Annotated in this window: 21 protein-coding genes; 6 read left to right on the top strand and 15 right to left on the bottom strand. The window is 76.8% G+C overall.

The window, feature by feature from the left end; genetic code table 11:
* The first annotated feature begins 24 nt into the window (after positions 1 to 24).
* Complete coding sequence (locus BM414_RS05390; RefSeq protein WP_245784510.1) at positions 25 to 849, top strand: alpha/beta hydrolase; 825 nt, start codon at positions 25 to 27, stop codon at positions 847 to 849.
* A gap of 19 nt (positions 850 to 868) precedes the next feature.
* Here the strand turns inward: BM414_RS05390 and BM414_RS05385 are convergent, their stop codons facing one another.
* Both BM414_RS05385 and BM414_RS05380 read right to left on the bottom strand, forming a co-directional pair.
* Positions 869 to 1120, bottom strand: a complete 252-nt coding sequence (locus tag BM414_RS05385) for a hypothetical protein (RefSeq protein WP_139245717.1) — start codon at positions 1118 to 1120, stop codon at positions 869 to 871.
* A gap of 112 nt (positions 1121 to 1232) precedes the next feature.
* Complete coding sequence (locus BM414_RS05380) at positions 1233 to 2540, bottom strand: cytochrome P450 (RefSeq protein WP_093578429.1); 1308 nt, start codon at positions 2538 to 2540, stop codon at positions 1233 to 1235.
* A 199-nt stretch (positions 2541 to 2739) separates the two neighbouring features.
* Here BM414_RS05380 and BM414_RS05375 point away from each other — a divergent pair, with 199 nt between their 5' ends.
* A complete protein-coding gene (locus tag BM414_RS05375; protein WP_245784509.1) occupies positions 2740 to 3777 on the top strand; it encodes an aldo/keto reductase in 1038 nt (345 codons plus the stop codon).
* A gap of 78 nt (positions 3778 to 3855) precedes the next feature.
* On the opposite strand, the gene BM414_RS05370 is transcribed toward BM414_RS05375, so the two are convergent.
* The gene (locus tag BM414_RS05370; protein ID WP_245784508.1) at positions 3856 to 5031 is read right to left on the bottom strand and encodes an MFS transporter; all 1176 of its coding nucleotides are present in this window, start codon (positions 5029 to 5031) and stop codon (positions 3856 to 3858) included.
* 58 nt (positions 5032 to 5089) lie between these two features.
* Here BM414_RS05370 and BM414_RS05365 point away from each other — a divergent pair, with 58 nt between their 5' ends.
* Positions 5090 to 5575: a cupin domain-containing protein gene (locus BM414_RS05365; RefSeq protein WP_245784507.1), complete on the top strand. Its 486-nt coding sequence runs from the start codon at positions 5090 to 5092 to the stop codon at positions 5573 to 5575.
* Between the two features lie 38 nt (positions 5576 to 5613).
* On the opposite strand, the gene BM414_RS05360 is transcribed toward BM414_RS05365, so the two are convergent.
* The 7 genes from BM414_RS05360 to BM414_RS05330 all read right to left on the bottom strand — a co-directional run bounded on the left by BM414_RS05360 (position 5614) and on the right by BM414_RS05330 (position 10987).
* Positions 5614 to 6549, bottom strand: a complete 936-nt coding sequence (locus BM414_RS05360; RefSeq protein WP_093578426.1) for an alpha/beta hydrolase — start codon at positions 6547 to 6549, stop codon at positions 5614 to 5616.
* A gap of 91 nt (positions 6550 to 6640) precedes the next feature.
* On the bottom strand, positions 6641 to 7492 hold the full coding sequence (locus tag BM414_RS05355) for an ABC transporter permease (RefSeq protein WP_093578425.1): 852 nt from the start codon (positions 7490 to 7492) through the stop codon (positions 6641 to 6643).
* A complete protein-coding gene (locus BM414_RS05350; protein WP_217644556.1) occupies positions 7489 to 8466 on the bottom strand; it encodes an ABC transporter ATP-binding protein in 978 nt (325 codons plus the stop codon). The genes BM414_RS05355 and BM414_RS05350 overlap by 4 nt, the downstream gene beginning before the upstream one ends.
* Complete coding sequence (locus BM414_RS05345; RefSeq protein ID WP_093578424.1) at positions 8463 to 9551, bottom strand: hypothetical protein; 1089 nt, start codon at positions 9549 to 9551, stop codon at positions 8463 to 8465. Before BM414_RS05345 ends, BM414_RS05350 begins: the two co-directional genes overlap by 4 nt.
* Positions 9535 to 10146: a sigma-70 family RNA polymerase sigma factor gene (locus BM414_RS05340; protein ID WP_245784506.1), complete on the bottom strand. Its 612-nt coding sequence runs from the start codon at positions 10144 to 10146 to the stop codon at positions 9535 to 9537. Before BM414_RS05340 ends, BM414_RS05345 begins: the two co-directional genes overlap by 17 nt.
* A 53-nt stretch (positions 10147 to 10199) precedes the next feature.
* Positions 10200 to 10622 (bottom strand): cupin domain-containing protein, encoded by a 423-nt coding sequence (locus tag BM414_RS05335; RefSeq protein ID WP_093578423.1) that lies wholly within the window; start codon positions 10620 to 10622, stop codon positions 10200 to 10202.
* Positions 10623 to 10783: 161 nt separating this feature from the next.
* A complete protein-coding gene (locus BM414_RS05330; RefSeq protein WP_093578422.1) occupies positions 10784 to 10987 on the bottom strand; it encodes a cold-shock protein in 204 nt (67 codons plus the stop codon).
* Positions 10988 to 11546: 559 nt separating this feature from the next.
* Here BM414_RS05330 and BM414_RS05325 point away from each other — a divergent pair.
* Positions 11547 to 11789 (top strand): hypothetical protein, encoded by a 243-nt coding sequence (locus BM414_RS05325; protein WP_093578421.1) that lies wholly within the window; start codon positions 11547 to 11549, stop codon positions 11787 to 11789.
* Positions 11790 to 11795: 6 nt separating this feature from the next.
* On the opposite strand, the gene BM414_RS05320 is transcribed toward BM414_RS05325, so the two are convergent.
* The 4 genes from BM414_RS05320 to BM414_RS05305 form a co-directional block, all read right to left on the bottom strand.
* A complete protein-coding gene (locus BM414_RS05320; protein WP_093578420.1) occupies positions 11796 to 13145 on the bottom strand; it encodes a cytochrome P450 in 1350 nt (449 codons plus the stop codon).
* Between the two features lie 88 nt (positions 13146 to 13233).
* Positions 13234 to 14562, bottom strand: a complete 1329-nt coding sequence (locus tag BM414_RS05315; protein WP_093578419.1) for an alpha-amylase family glycosyl hydrolase — start codon at positions 14560 to 14562, stop codon at positions 13234 to 13236.
* Between the two features lie 38 nt (positions 14563 to 14600).
* A complete protein-coding gene (locus BM414_RS05310; protein WP_217644555.1) occupies positions 14601 to 15458 on the bottom strand; it encodes an alpha/beta fold hydrolase in 858 nt (285 codons plus the stop codon).
* A gap of 35 nt (positions 15459 to 15493) precedes the next feature.
* Positions 15494 to 16915 (bottom strand): MFS transporter, encoded by a 1422-nt coding sequence (locus tag BM414_RS05305; RefSeq protein WP_093578417.1) that lies wholly within the window; start codon positions 16913 to 16915, stop codon positions 15494 to 15496.
* Between the two features lie 101 nt (positions 16916 to 17016).
* Here BM414_RS05305 and BM414_RS05300 point away from each other — a divergent pair, with 101 nt between their 5' ends.
* A complete protein-coding gene (locus BM414_RS05300) occupies positions 17017 to 17772 on the top strand; it encodes an HpcH/HpaI aldolase family protein (protein WP_093578416.1) in 756 nt (251 codons plus the stop codon).
* A 6-nt stretch (positions 17773 to 17778) separates the two neighbouring features.
* Here BM414_RS05300 and BM414_RS29105 read toward each other — a convergent pair whose 3' ends face one another.
* Positions 17779 to 18990, bottom strand: coding sequence for a coiled-coil domain-containing protein (locus BM414_RS29105; protein ID WP_175551430.1), 1212 nt, complete (start codon positions 18988 to 18990; stop codon positions 17779 to 17781).
* Positions 18991 to 19163: 173 nt separating this feature from the next.
* Between BM414_RS29105 and BM414_RS05290 the strand changes: the two genes are divergently transcribed.
* On the top strand, positions 19164 to 20138 hold the full coding sequence (locus BM414_RS05290; RefSeq protein ID WP_245784505.1) for a site-specific integrase: 975 nt from the start codon (positions 19164 to 19166) through the stop codon (positions 20136 to 20138).
* Positions 20139 to 20267: the final 129 nt, after the last annotated feature.

Below are 20267 nucleotides of genomic sequence, written 5' to 3'. Positions count from 1 at the left end.
GGAGCGGGAGCGCATCCTGGCGCCGTGCGCTCCGGACTCCGGGCGGCGGTGGTCGTCGTCGTCCTGTTGGCTCTGCTCGTGGGTCTGATGTGGGCGCTGCAGCGGCGCCTGGTCTACCTCCCCGACGACGGACCGCTGCCGGCCGCCGCCGACGCCGTCCCCGGCGGCCGCGACGTCCGGCTGACCACCGTCGACGGCCTCTCCCTCGGCGCCTGGTTCGTGCCCGGGCCGGCCGCCGACGCGCCCGCCGTCCTGGTCGCCAACGGCAACGGCGGGCACCGGGGGCTGCGCGCACCGCTGGCGCGGGCGCTGTCGTCGGCCGGGCTGGCGGTGCTGCTGTTCGACTACCGCGGGTACGGCGGCAACCCCGGCAGCCCGAGCGAGGAGGGGCTGGCCCTCGACGTCCGCGCCGCCCGCGCCTGGCTCCTCGAGGAGGCCGGGGTTCCTGCGGACCGGCTCCTCTACTACGGCGAGAGCCTCGGCTGCGCGGTCGTCACCGAGCTGGCGGTGGAGCACCCGTCGGCGGGGCTGGTGCTGCGGTCCCCGTTCGTCGACCTGGCCGCCGTCGGCAGCGAGCACTACCCCTTCCTGCCGGTCCGCCTGCTGCTGCGCGACCGCTACCCGGTCGCCGAGCAGGTGGCCCGCGTCCGGGTGCCGACGACGGTCGTGTACGGCGGCGCCGACACGATCGTGCCGCCGTCGCAGAGCCGGCGGGTGGCCGACGCCGCCGCGGGGCTGCACCGCCGCGTCGAGGTGCCGGGGGCCGACCACAACGACGCCGTCCTGCTCGACGGCGCGGCCCTCGTGGACGCCGTCGTCGAGCTCGCCGCCCTGACCGCCGGGCCGTGACCTCCGGCGCCGCCCGGCGTCAGCACGTGCGGGCGGGCAGGACGGTCCCCTGCTGCGCGTCCCCCTCCCACCGCAGCGGCCGCGCGTCGAGGCCGGACGCCGGCCGGGGAGCCCACGGGTCGCGGGACAGGACCCCGTCCCAGAGGTGCACGTGCGCCCGCCAGCGCCGGGCCGCGGCGCGCCGGACACGGCCCGCCGGGGTCCCGGTGGGGCGCAGGTGGACGGCGATCGCGAGGAGTGCGGCGCCGAGGGCGGCGACGACGAGGTCCATGACGCCAGGATCGGCCGCGACGCGGCACGGCGACAGCGGCATCCCGGTCTCCGTGCGCAACGAAGCTGCCGGGACCTTCGCGGACTGCCGCTCAGGGGGTCCCGGCTGACCCTCAGAACGCCACGGGCAGCGCGTCGACGCCGAACACGAACGCCAGCCGCCGGAACGGGAGCCGGTCGGGTGGGACGGCGAGGGCCAGGTCGGGGAAGCGCCGCAGCAGCGCGGGCAGCACGATCCGCAGCTCCAGCCGGGCGAGCTCGGCGCCCACGCAGCGGTGGATGCCGTGGCCGAAGGCGAGGTGCGCACCGCGCGTCGAGCGGGCCGGGTCGAGCCGGTCGGGGTGCGCGCCGGCCCAGGCCGGGTCGCGGTCGGCGCCGCTGAGCGAGACGAGGACGACGTCGCCGGCCCGCAGCCGGGTGCCGAACAGCTCCTGTTCCTCCCGGGCGAAGCGGGGGAAGGCGACCTGCACGACCGACAGCAGGCGCAGCAGCTCGTCGACCACCCGCTCGACGTCGCGGCGCGAGCCGTCGCGCACCAGGGCGGCTGCGGCGGGGTCACCCAGCAGCACCAGGGTCCCCAGCGCGATCATGGACGCCGTCGTCTCGAAGCCGCCGGTGACGATCCCGTCGGCCAGCCCGGCGAGCTCGGCGTCGGAGACGGCGTCCCCCTCCGTCCGGATGATCCGGCCGATCAGCCCGTCGCCGGGCGCCCGGCGCTGGGCGGCCACCGCGTCGACGAGCAGTCGGCGCTGCGCGGAGACCGCGCCGAAGGTGCCGGCCGTGCCGCCCGTGGCGTCGAACCGCCGGGTCCCCAGCCGGCTGACCACCTGCTCGTCGGCGCCGTCCAGCCCGAGCAGGGTGCAGATCGTCGTCATCGGGACGGGCATCGCGACGTGCCGCACGAGGTCGGCCGGGGACCCTGCCGCCGCCAGCTCGTCGAGCGCCCGGGCCACCGTCTCCTCGACGGCCGGCTCCAGCCGCTGCATCCGGGCCCGGGTGAAGTCCGGCGCCACCAGCCCGCGCAGCCGGGTGTGCTGCGGCGGGTCGGTCGGGCCGAGCCCCCCGACGTCGTCGGCCGTGGCCGGGCCGGTGCCGCTGAACAGGTGCCGGACGTCGGTGCTGAAGCCCGCGGAGTCGGCCAGCACCGCGCGGGCCTCGGCGGCGCCGGTCACCAGGTGGGCCGAGAGGTCGAAGGGCAGGTCGAGGCGGTGCACGGGCCCGCTGACCCGCAGCTCGGCGAGCCGGGGGACCGGGTGGACGCCGACCCGCTGCAGCGGCACGCGCGCGGCCCGCGGGAGGAACGTCAGGCGGGAGGGGTCCAGGCCCCGGCGGCGGATCCGGCGCAGCGCCAGGCGGCCCAGCCAGGACCGGCCGCGGCCCGCCGCGGACGGCGGGGTTCGGACGGCGGGAGGAGCGGACACGACGCCTCGTCTCGGGCCACGGCGGGAGGGATCCGGGAGGGACGTGACCTCGGTCCCGGCCGGCTCCGCCAGCCTCTCGACGGCGCCGGGAGGCGACCATCAGGTGACGCCCCCGAACCCGCTGACCGGCGTGGGGGAGCACCCGGAGGGGGCTCACCCCACCGGGCGCCGTCCGGACAGCTGTGGCTTGCTGGAGGCCATGGAACGAGTCATGGAGCTGCGCACCCTCGGCCGTAGCGGCTGTGCCGTGTCGGCACTGGCCCTGGGCACGATGACCTTCGGCGCGGAGACCGACGAGGCGGGGGCGCACGAGCAGCTCGACGTCTTCGTCCAGGCCGGCGGCACGCTGGTCGACACCGCCGACGTCTACTCCGCCGGTGCCGCCGAGGAGATCGTCGGCCGCTGGCTGGCCGCGCGCCCGGCCGACGTCCGCGACCGCGTCGTCCTCGCCACCAAGGGCCGGTTCCCGATGGGGGACGAGCCCAACGCGGTGGGCACGTCCCGCCGCCACCTGCGCCTGGCCCTCGACGACTCGCTGCGCCGGCTCGGCGTGGACCACCTCGACCTCTACCAGCTGCACGCCTGGGACCCGCTCACACCACTGGAGGAGACGCTGCGCTTCCTCGACGACGCCGTCTCGGCCGGGAAGATCGGCTACCCGGGGCTGTCGAACTTCACCGCGTGGCAGGTCCAGCGCGCCGTCGACCTCGCCGAGCACCGCCACCTCGCCGTCCCGGTGACCCTGCAGCCCTCCTACAGCCTGCTCGGGCGCGACGTCGAGGCCGAGATCGTGCCCGCCTGCCTGGCCAACGGCCTGGGGCTGCTTCCCTGGGGACCGCTCGGCGGCGGCTGGCTGTCGGGCAAGTACGCCCGCGAGCAGCGCCCCGCAGGTGCCACCCGGCTCGGCGAGGACCCCGGCCGCGGCATGGAGGCCTACGACCGGGTGGCGACGCGGGAGCGCACGTGGGACGTGCTCGCCGCGGTGCAGGACGTCGCGGAGGCGCGCGGCGCGACCATGCCCCAGGTGGCGCTCGCCTGGCTGCTCGCCCGGCCGGCGGTCAGCTCGGTGATCCTCGGCGCGCGCACGACGGAGCAGCTGCGCGGCAACCTGGGCGCCGCCGGGCTCGTGCTCGACGGCGAGGAGACCGCACGGCTGGACGCGGTCAGCGACCCGGGCTGGGCCGACTACCCCTACGGCGAGATCGGCGTCGAGCAGCGCACCCGCGCGCTCGACTGACCGGTAGGGACGGTCTGTGCACCCATCGGGGTCTCGACGCACGTCGAGACCCCGATGGGTGCACACCCGGCCCGGGGCTCAGCTGCGCGCCGTCGAGCGGAGCTCGAGGGCCAGCCAGGCGGCCAGCGCGAGCGGTACCGCCGCGAACGCCGACAGCGCCGTGACGGTGCCCAGCTGCGAGCCGACCCAGGCGAGCAGCAGCGGGGCGCCGAACCCGGCGTAGGCAAAGGCGTAGAACGCGCTGTTCATGGCCCCGCGGGTGTGCGGCGGGGCCAGCCGGGCGGTGAGCGTGAGCCCGGCGGTGAGGCAGAGTCCCGCCCCGCCGCCCATCAGCGCCGCCGACGGCAGCAGCAGCAGCTCCGAGCCCGTGACGACCGCGACCACGCCGATGGCGACCCCGATCGCGCCGAGCAGCATGCCCAGCGGCGCCGCGCCCCGCTCGAACCGGCGGCCCACCCGCGCGGCCACCGCGCTCGCGCCCAGGGCGAGCCCGCCGACGAGGCCGGCGTAGGCCACGCCCACGCCGTCGGGGACGACGAGCAGGGGCAGCACGGTCGCCGCGACGGCGGGGAACGCGAACACCCCGACGGCGGTGGGCGCGAGCACCGCCCGGAACGGCCGGCGGGCCTCCGGCGGCAGGCCGAGGGTCATGAGCCGGCCCGGCCGCCGCTCGTGCACCGTCTCCGGCACCACCAGCAGCGCGCCGAGCCCGAGCACCAGGACGGCGACGTGCACGAGGTAGGGCAGCGTCGTCGGCGCGGGTCCGTACTGGGCGAGCAGCCCGCTCATCGCCGGGGCGATCGCGAAGCCCAGCGACGACGAGACCGCGCCGCGCGTGGCCGCCGACTGCTGCCCGTCGGGGCCGGCGAGCTCCTGCAGCCACGCGTTGGCCACCGAGAACACCACCCCGGAGACGACGCCCTGCAGCAGCCGCCCCGTGTAGAGCAGCGGGAGCGACCCGGCGGCGGGGATGAACAGCAGCGAGGACAGCCCGGCCAGCACCGCGAACGGCAGCACGAGCGTCCGCCGGCCGAAGCGGTCCGACGCCGCCCCGGCCACGGTCAGCGCCGCGACCAGCCCGATGGCGTAGCAGCCGAAGACGGCGGTGAGGTCGGCGTCGGACAGGCCGATGGTGCGCCGGTAGACCAGCAGCAGCGGCGTCGGGATGTTGGTGCCGAGGGCGACGGTGAACAGCCCGAAGGTCAGGGCGTCGAGACGTCGCCGCCTGTCCCGCTCCGTCGCGGCGTCCAGCACCCGGCGGACGCTACCGCTCCGCTGCCAGGATGGACGCCCGCACGGAAGGAGCGCCGACGTGTCCCTGCACCGGCACTACCCGCCCGACCTCTACCGGGGCACGACCGGCGAGGCCAGTGCCTGGCTGCGCCCGTCCGGGCAGCCGCCGGACACCACCTCGGCGGGCGGGGTCACCTGCGAGTTCCTCGCCACCGGCGAGCAGACCGCGGGCCGCTTCGGCCTGTACCGCTGGACCTTCGGCCGCGAGGCGTCCGGGCCCGGTCCGCACTTCCACCGGTCGATCTCCGAGCAGTTCTACGTCCTGTCCGGGGAGGTCGAGGTCCACGACGGGCGCACCTGGACGACGGCGGGGGAGGGCGACTTCCTCTACGTCCCCGAGGGCGGGATCCACGGCTTCCGCGGCGGCGACGGCGCCTCGATGCTGCTGATGTTCGCGCCGGGCGGGCCGCGCGAGGAGTACTTCGAGACCCTCGCCCGCGGGACGCAGATGACCCCGGAGGAGCGCGCGGAGTTCATGCTCCGCCACGACACGTACTGGGTCTGACGGGCCGGCCGCGCGGACGCGGCCGGCCCGGCGGCCGGTCAGCTCCGGATGAGCTCGCCGAAGCGCGCGCAGCTCTGGTCGATCGCGGTCTGCGCGGCGGGGGAGAAGGCGCCCATGTCGAAGAAGCCGTGGATCATGCCGTCGTAGCGCAGCACGTCGGCCTGCACGCCGGCGGCCTCGAGCGCCCTGCCGTAGGCCTCGCCCTCGTCGCGCAGCGGGTCGTACTCCGCGGTGACCACCACCGCCGGCGGCAGCCCGGAGAGGTCGGCGTGGTGCAGCGGCGAGAGCCGGGCGTCCTTGGCGTCGTCCCAGGCCCCGGCGTAGTGGCCGTAGAACCAGTCCATCGTGTCCTTCTCGAGGAAGTAGCCCTTGGCGTTCTCCACGCGCGACGGGTATTCGCCCTCGGCGTCCACGGCCGGGTAGATCAGGAACTGGCCCACCAGCGGCGTGCCGTCGTCGCGCAGCACCTGGGCGACGACGGCGGCCAGGTTGCCGCCCGCGCTGTCGCCGGCGAGCGCCAGCCGCTGGTCCCCGCCGAACTCGTCGAGGTGCTGTGCCACCCAGCGCGCCGAGGCCACCGCGTCGTCGGAGGCCGCGGGGAACGGGTGCTCGGGAGCCAGCCGGTAGTCGACGGCGACGACGACGGCCCCCGCGCCGCGGCAGACCGAGCGGGCCATGTTGTCGTGGGTGTCGAGGTCGCCGATCACCCAGCCGCCGCCGTGGAAGAACACGACCGTGGGGAACGGCCCGTCGCCCTCGGGCCGGTACACGCGCGCCTTCAGGTCGCCCTGCGCGCCGGGGACGGTGCGGTCCTGCGTGCCCGCCACCGGCACGACCTGCTCGGGGGTGCGGGCGCCGTGCGTGAGCTGGAGGTACAGGGCGCGGCCCGCCTCGGGCGACCCCTCGTACATGGGAGGGGCGCCGGACTGCTCCAGCACGGACAGCAGGGCGGCGATGTGCGGGTCGACCGGCACGGGATCTCCTGACGGCGGTGTCGGGCAGTATCGGAACGGGGCGGTGGAACCCCGGCTCCGGACGCTACCGCCGCCTGCCCGGCCCCGTCCCTCAGAGGTCGCGGCGGGAGAAGGCCAGCCCGGCCAGGCCCAGCACGACGACCACCCACAGCACCGCCCATCCCAGGTAGGTCACGGTGAGCGGGGCCTCGGAGAAGAAGGGCGAGCCGCCCAGCTCGGGAGCGAACTGGGTCAGCAGGCTCGGGTCCTGGAAGGCGTTCATCGCCCCGCGCCACAGCCCGTCGGTGGGCAGCAGCATCCGCGACACCGCGCCCACCCGCGCGACGCCCTCGTTGCCCAGCGCGTCGCCGATGCCGCCGACGACGCCGGCGATCCAGGTGGCCCCGAACAGGCCGACCGCCACGACACCGGAGGCCATCGGCGAGATGACCGTGGACAGCAGCAGGCCGAGGGTGAGCAGCACCGCCGTCTGCGCGGCGAGCAGCGCGAGACCCGTGACGGGCTGCGGCGGCCAGTACCCCACGGTCACCTGGACGACGACGAACTGTGCGAGCCCGGCCAGCGTGACGAAGGCGCCGCCGAAGGCCACCAGCCCCAGCCACTTGCCCACGAGCACCGTCGAGCGGCGCACCGGGCGGGCCAGCATCGCCAGTGCCGTCCCGGACTCCACCTCGCCGGAGAGGGTCGGGCCGGCGAGGAAGGCGGTGCCGAGCGCGGCGATGAGGCTGAACCCGAACATCACCAGGTTGAGCACGGTCGACGCCGCCAGCCGCGCCTCCCCGCTGGTGAGCCCGCCGAACTCCGCGTCCAGGCGGGAGAAGCCCCAGGCCGACAGCGCCAGCAGCAGCACGGTCAGCACCGCGAGCGAGCGCAGCACCTTGCGGCGCGCGGCCTCGCGCAGGGTGAGGCCGGCCAGCGTCAGGACGGTCCGGACGGCGCTCACGACGGGGCCCCGGAACCCTCGCGGAGCACGGCGAGCAGCCGTTCCTCGAGGCTGATCCGGCCGGGCTCGACCGCGTGCACGCCCACGCCGAGGGCGACCAGGTCGGCCACGAGGGCGGGGACGGCGGACTCCTCGTCCTCGGCCAGCGTGACGGTGAACCAGTTGCCGCTGCGGGTCAGCCGGCCGGTGGCGGCCAGCCGCGCCTCGGCCCGGGCGTCGACGCCGTCGAGCCGCAGCCGCAGCTCCCGCGAGCCGAGCAGCTCGGCGAGCGTGCCGGCGGCGGCGACCCGGCCGCGGTCGAGGATGACCACCCGGTCGCAGACCCGCTCCACCTCGCCGATCAGGTGCGAGTTGAGCAGCACCGCGACGCCGCGCTCCTTGAGCGAGAGGACCAGGTCGCGGACGTCGACGCGGCCGAGGGGGTCCAGCGCGCTGGTCGGCTCGTCGAGGACGACCAGCTCCGGGCGGGCGACCAGCGCGACGGCCAGGCCCAGCCGCTGCTGCATGCCCTTGGAGAAGCCGCCCACCCGGTCGCCGGCGCGCTCGCCGAGCCCCACCAGGCCGAGGACGTCGCGTTGCTCGCTCGCCGGGACCGCCGCGCCGGAGAGCCGGACGTGCAGCGTGAGCACCTCGGCGGCGCTGAGCCACGGCTGGTACCGGAAGAGCTCGGGCAGGTAGCCGACGCGGGCCCGGGACTGCGGGTCGCGCGCCGGCCGGCCGAGCAGCAGCACCTCGCCGGCGTCGGGCCGCACGAGGCCCAGCAGCATCTTGATGACGCTGGTCTTGCCGGCGCCGTTGGGCCCGAGCAGGCCGAGGACCTCGCCGCGACCCACGGTGAAGGAGACGCCGTCGACCGCGGTCCGCCGTCCGTACCGCTTGCGCAGGCCCTCGCACCAGACCGCCGGCGACGGCGGCAGGTCGGCCAGCAGCCGCTGCGCCGTCGCCGTGGTGGAGCCGGCGGTCGGGGCCGTCACTCCTGCAGACCCCGGGCGACGGTGAGCACCTCGTCGGCGTCCAGGGACCCGGCCACCGCGGTGACCACGCCGTCGGTCACCCACACCACGCCGGCGACCGAGCCGTCGCGGGAGGTGAGCACCGTGGCCGGCGCCCCGTCGACGTCGGCGACCGAGCTGGTGACCAGGCCGGCCGGGACCGGGAGCGGCAGCGTCGTGCCGTCGCCGGAGAAGGTGCGCAGCTGGGCGGCGAGGTCCTCGGGCAGGCCGGGCAGCGACAGCAGGTAGTCGCGGGCGGTCTCGAACGGCACGCCCGAGGACTCGGCGGTGGGCGCGACGGCCCGGGCCACGACCAGGCCCGGAGCGCCGCTGCCGCTGGTCCACACCGCCGCGACACCGGGGCCGGCGGAGAGCCGGAAGCGGCCGTTGTCCAGGCCGGCCGGCGGGGGCGGCAGCGTCTCGCCCGCCGCGGCGGCGGCCTGCGCGGCGCGCTCGGCGGAGAAGGTGAACTCCACGACCGCCCGGTCGCCGACCTGGTAGGCCGGGTCGCCGCTCACGCCGCCGGGGAGGTCGGTGACCTCCGGGACGGTCAGCCCGGTGGCCTGTTCCGCGGCGGCGGCGTCGGAGACCCCGCGGACGTCGGGCTCCTCGACCACCTGGGCCGTGCCGTAGGCGGAGAGGTCCGGCAGCGCGACCAGGTCGGCCTGCGTGACGGTGACCGGCGCGATCTGCTCGGTGCGGAAGACCTGCAGCCAGTCCGCGGCCGCGGCCGCACCGCCGCCGGCCAGCAGGGCGGCGACCCCGACGACGGCGACGACGGGGCTGCGCAGCCGGTTGCGCCAGCGGCGGGTGGGAGCGGGGGCGGCTGCGGTCGCGCGCCGGCGCTCGTCGACGGCGACCGCGTACGACAGGCGGCGCCACGCGGCGTCGACGTCCGGGGTCGCGCCGGTGTCGAGCGCGGTCGAGACGGCGGCGGCGTCGCGCTGGGCGGTGGCCAGGCCGGACAGGCACACCGGGCAGCCGGCCACGTGCTCGCGGTCGGCGTCGGGGACACCGGCCGGCTCGTCCACGAGTCGGCGCAGCGTGCCCTCAGTGGGATGACGCATGACGGGACAACTCCTCGCGCAGGGCGGACTCGGCGCGTCGCACGGTCGTGCCGACGCTGCCGGGGGACAGATCGAGGGCGGACGCGACCTCGGCGTAGCTCAGGCCGCTGTGCCGCAGGACGAGCGCGACCGCCTGGCGCCGGGGGAGCCGGGCCAGGGCCGCGCGCACGCGGCGGCGCTCGTCGAGGGTGACGACGTCGTCGGCGACGTCGGGCACGGTGGGGTCCGGACCGGCGGCCGTCTCCTCGCGGGTGGCACGGCGGCGGCCGGAGCGGAGGTGGTTCAGCGCGGTGTGCGCCGCGGCCACCGACAGCCAGGCCGGTGCCTCACCGGCCGGGACCGCGGTGTGCGCGAAGGAGAGGAAGACCTCCTGCGCGACGTCCTCGGCGCCGTCGCGGGAGCCCAGGACCCGGGTGGCGACGGCGACCACGCGCGGATAGGCGGTGCGGAAGACCTGCTCGAGGTCGGTGCGGACGGCTCCTCGTCCCGACACGGCTCCGCCGTCCTCCCGCTCCGCTCGCCGGGCGATCCGGCCGCTGCCTGCGCGGGACAGCACGGCGGCCGGCGCGTCGACACAATGCCCCACGACGTCCACGTCTGTAGAGCACCGCCGACCCCGCGGATGTGACACGGCCGCGACGGCAGGTGTCAGGTGAGCCCGGGGAGGTTGACGACGATCGCCTCCTGGCTGCTGCGGGCGATGACGACCACGGCCTCCTCGTCGGTGGGGTTCTCCTCGCGGTGCGGGGTGAACGGCGGCACGAAGACGTAGTCGCCGGGTTCGGTGGCCAGCCGCACCTCCTCGCCGTCGCGGGCGAACACGAACACCGGCCGGCCGCGCAGCACGTGGATGGCGGTCTCGGAGTCGCCGTGGTGGTGGTCGCCCGACGACGTCCGCGGTGCGACGTGGGTCTGTCCCATCCACAGCCGCTGCGAGCCGACGGTCCGCTCGGAGACCGCCTCGCGCCGCGTCATGCCGCCGGTCTGCCCGGTGTCCCCGCTGAGGTCGGCGGCCCGGACGTGCCGCAGGGGGCGGTGCCACGCCCCGTCGTCGTGCGCGTCGTCGGTCACCGGTGCAGTCCACCGCCGGACGGGAGGCCGGTCAACCAGCAGACGGCTCGACCGGGAGACGGCCTCACCAGGAGACGGCCTCACCAGGAGACGGCCTCACCAGGAGACGGCGGAGGCCCCGCGGTCAGTGACCACGGGGCCTCCGTCGGGGAGTGCTGCGCTCAGATGGCGCGGACGTTCTCCGCCTGCGGGCCCTTCTGGCCCTGCGTGACGTCGAACTCGACACGCTGCGCCTCGTCCAGCGAGCGGTAGCCGCTGCCGGTGATCGCGGAGAAGTGGCAGAAGACGTCGGGGCCGCCGCCGTCCTGCTCGATGAAGCCGAAGCCCTTCTCGGCGTTGAACCACTTCACGGTTCCCTGGGTCATGTCGATCTCATTCCGTGCTGGGGTGTTCGAGACCGACGAGTGCCGGTCCCGGGTCGCCGCACCGACCGGCAGGACCGAGAGGAACGTCAGGCAGAGACGACTGCGGACGTTCGTAAACGAAGCAGAGGCACGACAGCGACCGAGCACCACTGTACGGGGTGCGGGGCCCGAACGGGCAAGAGGCCGGTCACCGGTGCCCCGGAGGGGTCACCAGCGCAGCGGGTCGGTCACCCGCGAGTGCGCCGTGCGGCACGCGCGGCAGTTCCCCCAGGCGACGAGTGCCAGCGGCGTCGTGGGCCCACCGCACTCGGGGCAGTCGACGGGTTCGGCCGCCCGCGTGCGGGCGTCGGCGACCTCGCGGGATCGTTCCTCGTGGATCGTCTCGTCGCCCCGGCAGGGGCAACCGAGATGAGCCTCGGCGCAGCGTTCACGGTGTGTGGGGATGGGGCCTCCTCGTGCCACCCCGACGCTACCCCGCCCGGCCCTCCGTGCGACCGCCCCGAACGGGGGTGATGCCGCGGGCGGCCCGCCGGGGGCGGCACCGGAGGACGCTGGCCCGATGGACATCACCACGGTCAACGACCGCCACCTCTACCGGGCGCGGGTCGTGATCCAGGACCCGGCGGACCCGTCGCGTCAACTCGAGTTGCACGAGCGGATCGTCCGGTTCGGGCCGGCCGGCTGGCTGACCCTGACCACGGCGCTGACCGAGGGCGCCGGGATCGAGGTCTACCCGACGTCCCACGTCCTCGCGGTCACCGACCTGCGGGAGGCCGGTCAGCTCCCCGACGGCCAGGGCTGAGGCAGCTCAGGCGGGGACCTGTGGGCGGTCCGGGGTGGATCCGACGGGCCGGCCGAGCGTGACGGGCATCGAGGAGTGGCCCCGCAGGATGATCGTCCTGCGCCGTCGCGGGGGCCCGGCCGGCGTGAGGTCGGGGAAGCGCTCGAACAGCGCCTGCAGCGCTACCTCGCCCTCCATGCGGGCGAGCGCGGCGCCGAGGCAGAAGTGGATGCCGCTGGAGAAGGCGACGTGGTCGCGGGCGTCGGCGCGCGTGACGTCGAACTCGTGCGGGCGGTCGAAGACGCGCGGGTCGCGGTTGGCTGCGGCCAGCACCAGGATCACCAGGTCGCCCTCCCTCACCGGCACGCCGGCGACGGTGGTGTCGCGGCGCGCCCGCCGCCCGGTCCGCTGCACCGGCGACTCCACGCGCAGCACCTCGTCCACGGCGTTGGGCCACAGCGACGGGTCCGCGGCGAGCAGCCGGCGCTGGTCGGGGTGCGCGAACAGCCGCTCGGTGCCGTTGCCGATGAGGTTGACCGTCGTCTCGAAGCCGGCGCCGAAGACGAGCAGGGCGGTGGCCAGCAGTTCCTGCTCGGTGAGCCCGCTGCCGTCGTCGTCGAGCATGCCGACCAGCGCGGACAGCAGGTCGTCGCCGGGGTCGCGGCGCAGCCGCTGCACGTGCCCGCGGAACCAGGTGTCGAGCTCGCCGAGGCTGCGCTCGACGCCGCGGAAGGTGCGCCAGTCCAGGCCCATGTCCAGGCTGGGGGAGGCCGCGTCACCCCAGGCGAGGAACTGCTCGCGCATGGCGACCGGGACGCCGAGCACCTCGGAGATGACCGTGACCGGCAGCAGGCTGGCGTAGCGGGCGACGAGGTCGGTCCGCCCGCCGCCATCGGCGGCCTCCCGCTCGAGGTCGTCGAGCAGGCCGTCGGCGATCGCGCGGGTGCGCTCGTGCAGCCCGGCGACGGCGCGGGCGCTGAAGGCGCGGCTGACCAGCTTGCGGTAGCGGGTGTGCGCGGGCGGGTCGACGGCGAGCATCGACGGCGGGTCGATCGGCCCCACGCTCGGCCGCGGCCCGGCCAGCCGCAGCACGGTCTGCAGCACCGGCGGCAGGCCCTCGGTGCGCGAGCTCGCGATCTGCCCGAAGTCGGCGCTGCGGAGGACCTCGGTGCACACGTCGTGGTGGACGCTGACCTTGGAGAACGCGCCGCCCACGAGCGGCGCCGCGGTGCGCAGCCGCTCGTAGTGCGCGAACGGGTCCTCGCGGACGGCGGCGTCGCGCAGGACCTGCGCGTCGGGGTTGCCGCCGCGGGCCCGGGCCCGGATGGCCAGCCGCATCACCCCGTGCGTCGCGGCCCACCGGGCCGCACTGCGCATGACTCCGTCCCCGTCGCGCACGTCCGCGTCTCCCGTTCCTCCGGGCGCACCCCGGTCGCGGCCACCTTCTCACCCGCTGTGGCCCGGGTCACCGACGGTCAGGCGCGGCCTCGAGGACCGCCCAGCCGTGCGCCGACAGCTCGACGCCGCCGCGGCCGACGGTCGCCGAGCCGGCGAGCACGGCGCCGGCGCCGGGGGCGGGCACGCGGGCGGTCGTGTCGGCCAGGTTGAGCGCCACGAGCAGCCGCTGCCCCTCGCCGGCGACGGCGTGGACGAGCTGCTCGTTGGCCACGTGCACCTGCTCGGGGGCCGCGGTGTGCAGCCAGCGGTGCCGGCGGCGCAGCCCGATCAGCTCCTGGTGCAGCGCGAACGTCGGCGCGCCGAGGGGGGACAGCCCGGTGGGGTCGGGCGGGAAGGGCGGCCGGACGGCGTCGTCACCCCCGGCGCGGTGCTCCTTGACGCCGGTGAAGGCGTGCTCGTCGCCGGACCACACGGCCGGCGTCCCACCGACGGTGAGGAGGACGGCGAGGGCGTGCGGCAGGTGCCGCGGGTCGGCGACCGCGCTGGCGATGCGGGTGACGTCGTGGTTGCCCACGAACGTCCACGGCACGAAGGAGCCCAGGAACTCCCCGTGCCGCTGCATCGACCACGCCAGCTCGAAGAGGTTGCGCTCGGCGATGCCGTGCCAGACGGCCTGCCACAGCTCGTACTGGGTGACCGAGTCCAGCCCGCCCTCGGCCACGATCCGGGGGTGGTCGCCGTGGATGACCTCACCGACGACGTACGCGTCGGGGTGGGCCGCCCGCACGGCGGGGAGCACCCGCACCCAGAACGACGGCGGGACGGCGTAGGCGGCGTCCAGGCGCCACCCGTCGGCGCCGCGGTCGAGCCAGTGCGTCATCACCCGGGTGACGAGGTCGGCGACCGCGGGGGAGGAGTGGTCGAGCTCGACGAGCAGGTCGTGGCCCTCGAAGACGTCGGCGCCCGGCGCGGTGCCCGGCGTCCAGTCCTCCGGCCAGTGCAGCCGGAACCAGTCCGCCGTCGGTGCGTCGGGACCCTGCTCCACGACGGCGCGGAACGCCGGGTGGTCGCGGCCGACGTGGTTGAACACGCCGTCGAGCAGCACCCGGATGCCGCGGTCGTGCGCCGCGGCGACCAGCGCGTCGAAGTCGCCGTCGTCGCCCAGGCGCGGGTCGATCCGGAAGTGGTCGACGGTGTCGTAGCCGTGCGTGCCGCTGGCGGAGACGGGTCCCAGCGCCAGGCCGTTGCAGCCGAGCGCGAGCAGGTGGTCCAGCCAGCGCTGCAGGTGCGGCAGCCGGTGGCGCACCTCCCCGGGCGGCAGGGCGGTGCGCTCGGCGCCGGTGAAGGACAGCGGGTGCACCTGCCACCAGATCGCGTCGGACACCCAGTGCGGCACGCGCCCTCCCGTCCCCGGTGCCCCGGCGGGCGCCGTCGTCACCCTTCCCGGCCGTCGCCGGGCCAGAACGCGAGCAGGGTGCGGATCCCGGTCACGAGGGCCAGTGGCCGGTCGAAGACCGGGTGGTGGCCTGCGTCGGGGAGGTCGACGACCGGCAGGCCGCCGGCGACGAGGCCGGCCATCTCCGCGGCCATCTCCCGGCTGACCAGTCCCTTCTCGCAGCGGAACAGCGCGGCCGGGCAGGTCAGCCGCGGGAGCAGCTCGGTCAGCAGCGCCGGCGGGCCCCACAGCCGCGGGTCGAACTTCCAGGTCCAGCCCTCGCCCTCGCGGCGCAGCGAGCCGCGCGCGACGTGCTCGCGCACGTAGGGGAGCAGCACGTCCTGGGGCGGGAGCGTGCGGAAGCGCTCGACCGCCTCCTCGACGGAGGCGTACGTCCGGGTGGGGCGCCGACGCTGCCGCAGGCGCTCCTCCTCCGGCGGCCGCGAGACCAGCGGGGAGTCGATGACGGCGACGGCGGAGACCGCGCCGGGGTGCGCGACGCCGACGGTCAGCGCCACCCACCCGCCCATGCTGTGGCCGATGACCACCGGCGCCACGAGGTCCTCGGCCTCCACCACGGCCACGACCTCGCGGGCCCACGTGTCCATGTCGTAGGACGGGCGACGGCCGCTGTCGCCGTGCCCGCTGAGGTCGAGGGCCACCACCCGGTGCGAGTGCAGCTGCGGCGCGACGTGGTCCCACCAGCCCGAGTGCGCGGCCCCGCCGTGGACGAGCACCAGCCCGGGCCGGCCGGCCTCGCCCCACACCCGGTAGTGCACCGGCGTGCCCTCGACCTGGACGTCCCGGTGCTCCGGGACGTCGGCGAGGGCGGCCTCGAACCAGGCGGGAGCGGACACGGGCGACTCCTCGGGAGGGGCGGTCGGCCTGCCGATCATCCGGTGCCGGTGCCGGAGGCCACTGCGGGGGCGGGCGCGTCCACCGGTGGCCGTCGGGCCAGGCCGAGCCGGGCGACGACCGCGGTGAGCAGGCAGGCCGCCCCGCCGACGACGGCGATCGCCGTGTACCCGCCCGCGGCCGGCGCGCCGCCCTGCGGTGTCGCGGCGGCGAGGACGGTCGCGGTCAGCGTGCTGCCGAGGGAGAACCCGACGTAGCGCAGGACCTGGTTGAGGCTCATGGCGCTGCTGGTCTCCGACGGCGGGACGGCGGAGACGACCAGTGCCGGGAACGCCGCGAACGAGGCGCCGACCCCGAGCCCGGCGACGCCCATGACGACGAACAGCAGCCACAGGTCCGTGCGGGCCAGCCCGAAGAGGACGAAGGCGGCGCACTGCACGAGGGCGGCGACCGGCAGCACCAGGTGCTGACCGCCGCGGTCGGCCGCCAGCCGGGCCCACCGGCCGGCGAGCACGGTCGCGGCCGAGAACGGCAGCAGGACCAGACCGGCCACCACGATCGAGACGCCGAAGCCCGCGCCGTCCGCCACCGGGCTCTGGGCGAGCACCGGCACCGTGGCCAGCAGCAGGTAGTTGGACAGGCCGACCAGCAGGGCGGCGACGTGCGCGGTCAGGGCGACCCGGCCGCGGGCCAGCCGCAGGTCGACCAGCGGCGACGGCGTCCGCCACTCCCACCGCGCCCAGCAGGCCAGCGCCGCGGCCGCGCCGGCCAGCAGGCCCCACAGCGCGGGCGACGACCAGCCCCACGTCTCGGCCTCGCCGAGGGCGACCAGCAGCGCGGCGAGCCCCGCACCGAGCAGCAGCGCGCCGACGACGTCCAGTCGGGACCGGTGGGTCGTCGTCGCCCGGGGGAGGACTGCGGCCGAGGCCAGCAGCGCGACCAGGCTCACGCCGGCCCCCGCCCAGAAGGCGGCCCGCACGCCCCCGAGCTCGGCCACCAGGCCGGCCAGCGGGTAGCCCAGTCCGACGCCCGCGGCGACGGTGACCGACAGCGCGGCGATGGTGGACCGCGCCCGCTGCCCGGCCAGGGCCTCGCGGGCCGTGGCGATGGCCAGCGGGGTGAGGCCCAGCCCCACCCCCTGCAGGGCGCGGCCGGCCACCAGCCAGCCCAGGTCCAGCGGGAGGGCCGCCAGCACCCCGCCGAGGGTGACCACGCCCAGCACGACGAGGACCACCCGGCGCCGGTGCGGTCCGTCGCCGAGCCGGCCGACGACGGGCGTGGCGACGGCGCCGACGAGCAGCGTGGCGGTGAGCGACCACTGGGCGTCGGGCAGTGAGGCGTCCAGGGTGGCCGCCACGGCCGGCACCAGCGGTGCCCCGAGGCTGCTGATGACGGCGACGACCGTGCCCACGAAGACCAGGACCGGGACCAGGGCCCGCGGAGGGGGAGCGACCGCCATGGCCTCCAGGGTCCCAGGCCGTTGCGGGTGGCAACGAGTGGTCTCGGTCGCGTGCGGAGGAGCGCCCGAGCAGGATCGCCCGCGGAGGAGAGGGGACCGGCATGGGGACGAGCGAGGACGACCTGCGGCGCGCGTGGGCGGCGGGCGAGGCGCGGCACGGCCTGTGGAGCCTGCTGCCCGGCGCGGTGACCGGCGAGGTGCTGGCGCGGACCGGCGCCGACTTCGTCGTCGTCGACCTGCAGCACGGCTCGACCGCCGAGGCCGACCTGCCGGGGACCGCGGCCGCGATCACGGCGGCGGGCTCGCTGCCCCTGGTGCGGACCCGCAGCCCCGCCTTCGCCGACGTCGGCCGGCCGCTCGACCTCGGCGCCCGCGGCGTGATCGTGCCCAACGTGCGCGACGCCGCGCACGCCCGCGAGGTGGTCGCCGCGACCCGGTACGCCCCGGCCGGCGGGCGGTCGATCGGGCGGCTCTCCGGCGGGGCGGAGCAGCCGCTGGTCGTCCTGATGGTCGAGGCGGCCACCGCGCTCGACGACCTCGACGCCGTCCTCGCCGTCGAGGGGCTGGACGGGGTGTACGTCGGGCCGGGAGACCTGTCGCTGTCGCTCGGGCTCACCGGCGAGGAGCACCGGGAGGAGCTGCGTGGCGTGCTGTCCTCGATCGTCGCGCGGGCCGCAGCCGCCAGGGTGCCGGTGGGCGTGCACGCCTACAGCGGGGAGGAGGCCGCCGGGTTCGCCGCGGAGGGCGCCACCATCGTCACGGTCGCCGTCGACGTCGCCGTCCTGGGGCAGGCGACGTCGCAGCACCTCTCCATCGCCCGCGGGGCGGGCACCGGTCCGGACCGGGGGATCGCCTGAGGCGGCTCAGGAGGCGGCCGTGCCGCCGCCGTCGACCGGTGCGCGGAGGCGCTCGACCTGCGCGCGGAGGCTCTCGACCTCGGCGGTGAGCTCGCCGATCCGGTCGTCGGCCCGCCGGGTCGCGGCCTCGGCGTCGGTGGCCCGGCGTGAGGCGTCCTCGGCGCGCCGGGCGGCCCGCGCGGCGTCGGTTAGCGCGGCCCGGACATCGTGCTCGGCGGCGGTCGCCCGGGCGGCCGCCTCCCGCGCGAGGGTCCGGGCGTCCTGCTCGGCGCGCCGGGCTTCGTCCCGCTCGCGCTCGGCGTCGCGGGTCTGCTCGCGCGCGCCGGCCGCGGCGGCGAGCGCCTCGTCGCGTGCGACGACCGCGTCGTCCCGCTGCTGTGTCCGGGCCCGCAGGGTGTCGGTGAGGGTCGCCTCGGTGACGCTCCACCGCGCCCGGGCCTCGACGAGGGCGTCGTGCTCACCGGCGGCCTCGGCACGCGCGCGCTCCGCAGCCTGCCGCGCTCCCTCGGCCTCCCACTCGGCCGCCCGGCGGGAGAGCTCGGCGTCGTCGGCCTGCCGCCGGGCGGCGGCACGCTCCTCCTCGGCCCGGTCCCGCGCGGACTCCGCCTGCTCGCGCGCGGTCTCGGCCGCCTGACGCGCGTCGTCCGCCAGCCCGACCCGGCGGGCGGCCTCCGCGTGGGCTGCGGTGACCTCGTCCTCGGCAGTGGCCCGGGCCGCCTCGGTGTCCCGCTCGGCCGCCCGTCGCCCCTCCTCGGCCGCCGCCTGGAGCTGCTCCGCCCGGCGGACCTGCTCCTCGGCGCGCAGCCGTGCGGCGTGCGCGGCGTCGACGTCGGCCCGCGCCTGCGCCAGCCGCGCCTCCACGGTGGTCTCGTCCTGGTACTGCCCGAGCGCCTCGGCGGCCGCGGTGAGCAGGGCGGCCTGGGCCTCGGCGGCCTGGGCGGCCTCGCGGGTCGCCGCCGCCCACTGGCCGACCAGGTGCCGCACCCGGCCCTCCGGCGGCAGGTCCTCGCCCAGCGCGGTCGCGGTCGCCGCGAGGCGGGTGGCCCGCTGGCCGGCCGCCCGCGCCCGGGCGGTGCGCGCCGACTCCGGGTTGTGGTCCGGCCGCTCGCAGAACTTGGGCGACGGGCCGCTCCGCCCGGGGACCCGGGGCCGTGGGGGAGCGGAGCAGCCCGGATAGGCGCACCGGTCCTCGGTCGCCGCCTCGTCCGGTGCGCTCATGGTCACCGACCATAGTCGAATGGGCGGTACGCCCATCCATTGTAGGGTGAGGACATACCGGTCAGCCGCCAGTTGCTTCCGAGAAGCACCTATTCTGCGAAGCGATGTCCGAGCAGAGGGTGAGCCCCGATCCAGGGGAGGAGCGGCCGTCTCTCCACCGAGTCGCCGTTCCCGTGACGCCGGCCGACGACGGACTGCTGCTGCCCGGTGACCTCGGCGCGATCGGGGCGTACGTCGACGCGTCCCTCGCCGACTCCACGCGGGAGGCCTACGCGCGCGACGTCGCCGCCTGGGCCACCTGGTGCCGGAGCCGCTCGCTGCCCGCCGCGCTGCCGGCCGATCCGCTCACCGTGGCGGCCTGGCTCGCCGCGATGGCCGACGACGGGCACAGCCCGCGCTACGTCGCCCGCCGGCTGTCCGCCCTGAACGACGCGCACCGGAACGCCGGGCTCTCCCCGCCGGGCGACAGCGAGGGGGTGCGGCGCACCCTCACCGGGATCCGCCGGACCGCCGTCCGCAGCGGGTACCGGCCGCGGCGGGCCCGCGCGGTGGACACCGCCACCGTCCGCGCCCTCGTCGAGGACCTCCCGGACACCCTCGGGGGAGCGCGCGACCGCTGTCTCATCCTGGTCGGCTACGCCCTCGGCCTGCGGGCCTCCGACCTGTGCGGCCTGCGGATCGAGGACCTCGTCCCGGCCGGGCACGGTGGCCTGGACGTCCTCCTCCGGTTCTCCAAGACCGACCAGGAGGGCGCCGGGGAGACCCTCGCCCTCGCCGAGGGGGTCCGCGAGACCACCTGTCCGGTGCGCGCGGTCCGTGCGTGGCTCGCCGCCCTGGCGGAGCAGGGCGTCACCTCGGGACCGCTGTTCCGGTCGGTGGGGAAGGGGAGCGTCCCGCGGCTCGGGGCGGCACCCCTGACCACCCGCAGCGTCGACCTGGTCCTGCAGCGCGCCGCCGCGCGGGCCGGGGTCTCCGCCGAGGGGCTGTCCCCGCACTCGCTGCGCCGCGGCTTCGCCACCACGGCCTACGCCCAGGGCGTGCCCGAGAAGGAGATCAGCCGGACCGGCCGGTGGAAGTCCCTCGTGGTCCGGTCGTACGACGCCTCCAGCCGGTGGGCCGACCCCGCCTCCGGCTCCCTCGGCCTCTGAGCTCCCGGCGGCGCCGTACTCGCACCCCGCCCCTCCGCGTCGACCCCCGCCGACCGGGCCCTCCCGGTGGCGACGGGATACTCGTCGCGACGGAGTCCGCCGGTGGCCCCGCGCCCGAGGAGGTCCCAC

It is taken from the genome of Geodermatophilus amargosae, from assembly GCF_900116515.1.
GTDB lineage: Bacteria > Actinomycetota > Actinomycetes > Mycobacteriales > Geodermatophilaceae > Geodermatophilus > Geodermatophilus amargosae.
Note: the sequence above shows the minus strand (reverse complement) of the source record. Positions and strands in the feature narration are given on the sequence as shown.

Coding starts and splice junctions, on each gene's coding strand:
- BM414_RS05385 (WP_139245717.1), bottom strand. CDS start 1,120: ATGGACCTCGTCGTCGCCGCCCTCGGCGCCGCACTCCTCGCGATCGCC.
- BM414_RS29105 (WP_175551430.1), bottom strand. CDS start 18,990: ATGAGCGCACCGGACGAGGCGGCGACCGAGGACCGGTGCGCCTATCCG.
- BM414_RS05305 (WP_093578417.1), bottom strand. CDS start 16,915: ATGGCGGTCGCTCCCCCTCCGCGGGCCCTGGTCCCGGTCCTGGTCTTC.
- BM414_RS05320 (WP_093578420.1), bottom strand. CDS start 13,145: ATGCGCAGTGCGGCCCGGTGGGCCGCGACGCACGGGGTGATGCGGCTG.
- BM414_RS05325 (WP_093578421.1), top strand. CDS start 11,547: ATGGACATCACCACGGTCAACGACCGCCACCTCTACCGGGCGCGGGTC.
- BM414_RS05345 (WP_093578424.1), bottom strand. CDS start 9,551: ATGCGTCATCCCACTGAGGGCACGCTGCGCCGACTCGTGGACGAGCCG.
- BM414_RS05300 (WP_093578416.1), top strand. CDS start 17,017: ATGGGGACGAGCGAGGACGACCTGCGGCGCGCGTGGGCGGCGGGCGAG.
- BM414_RS05375 (WP_245784509.1), top strand. CDS start 2,740: ATGGAACGAGTCATGGAGCTGCGCACCCTCGGCCGTAGCGGCTGTGCC.
- BM414_RS05330 (WP_093578422.1), bottom strand. CDS start 10,987: ATGACCCAGGGAACCGTGAAGTGGTTCAACGCCGAGAAGGGCTTCGGC.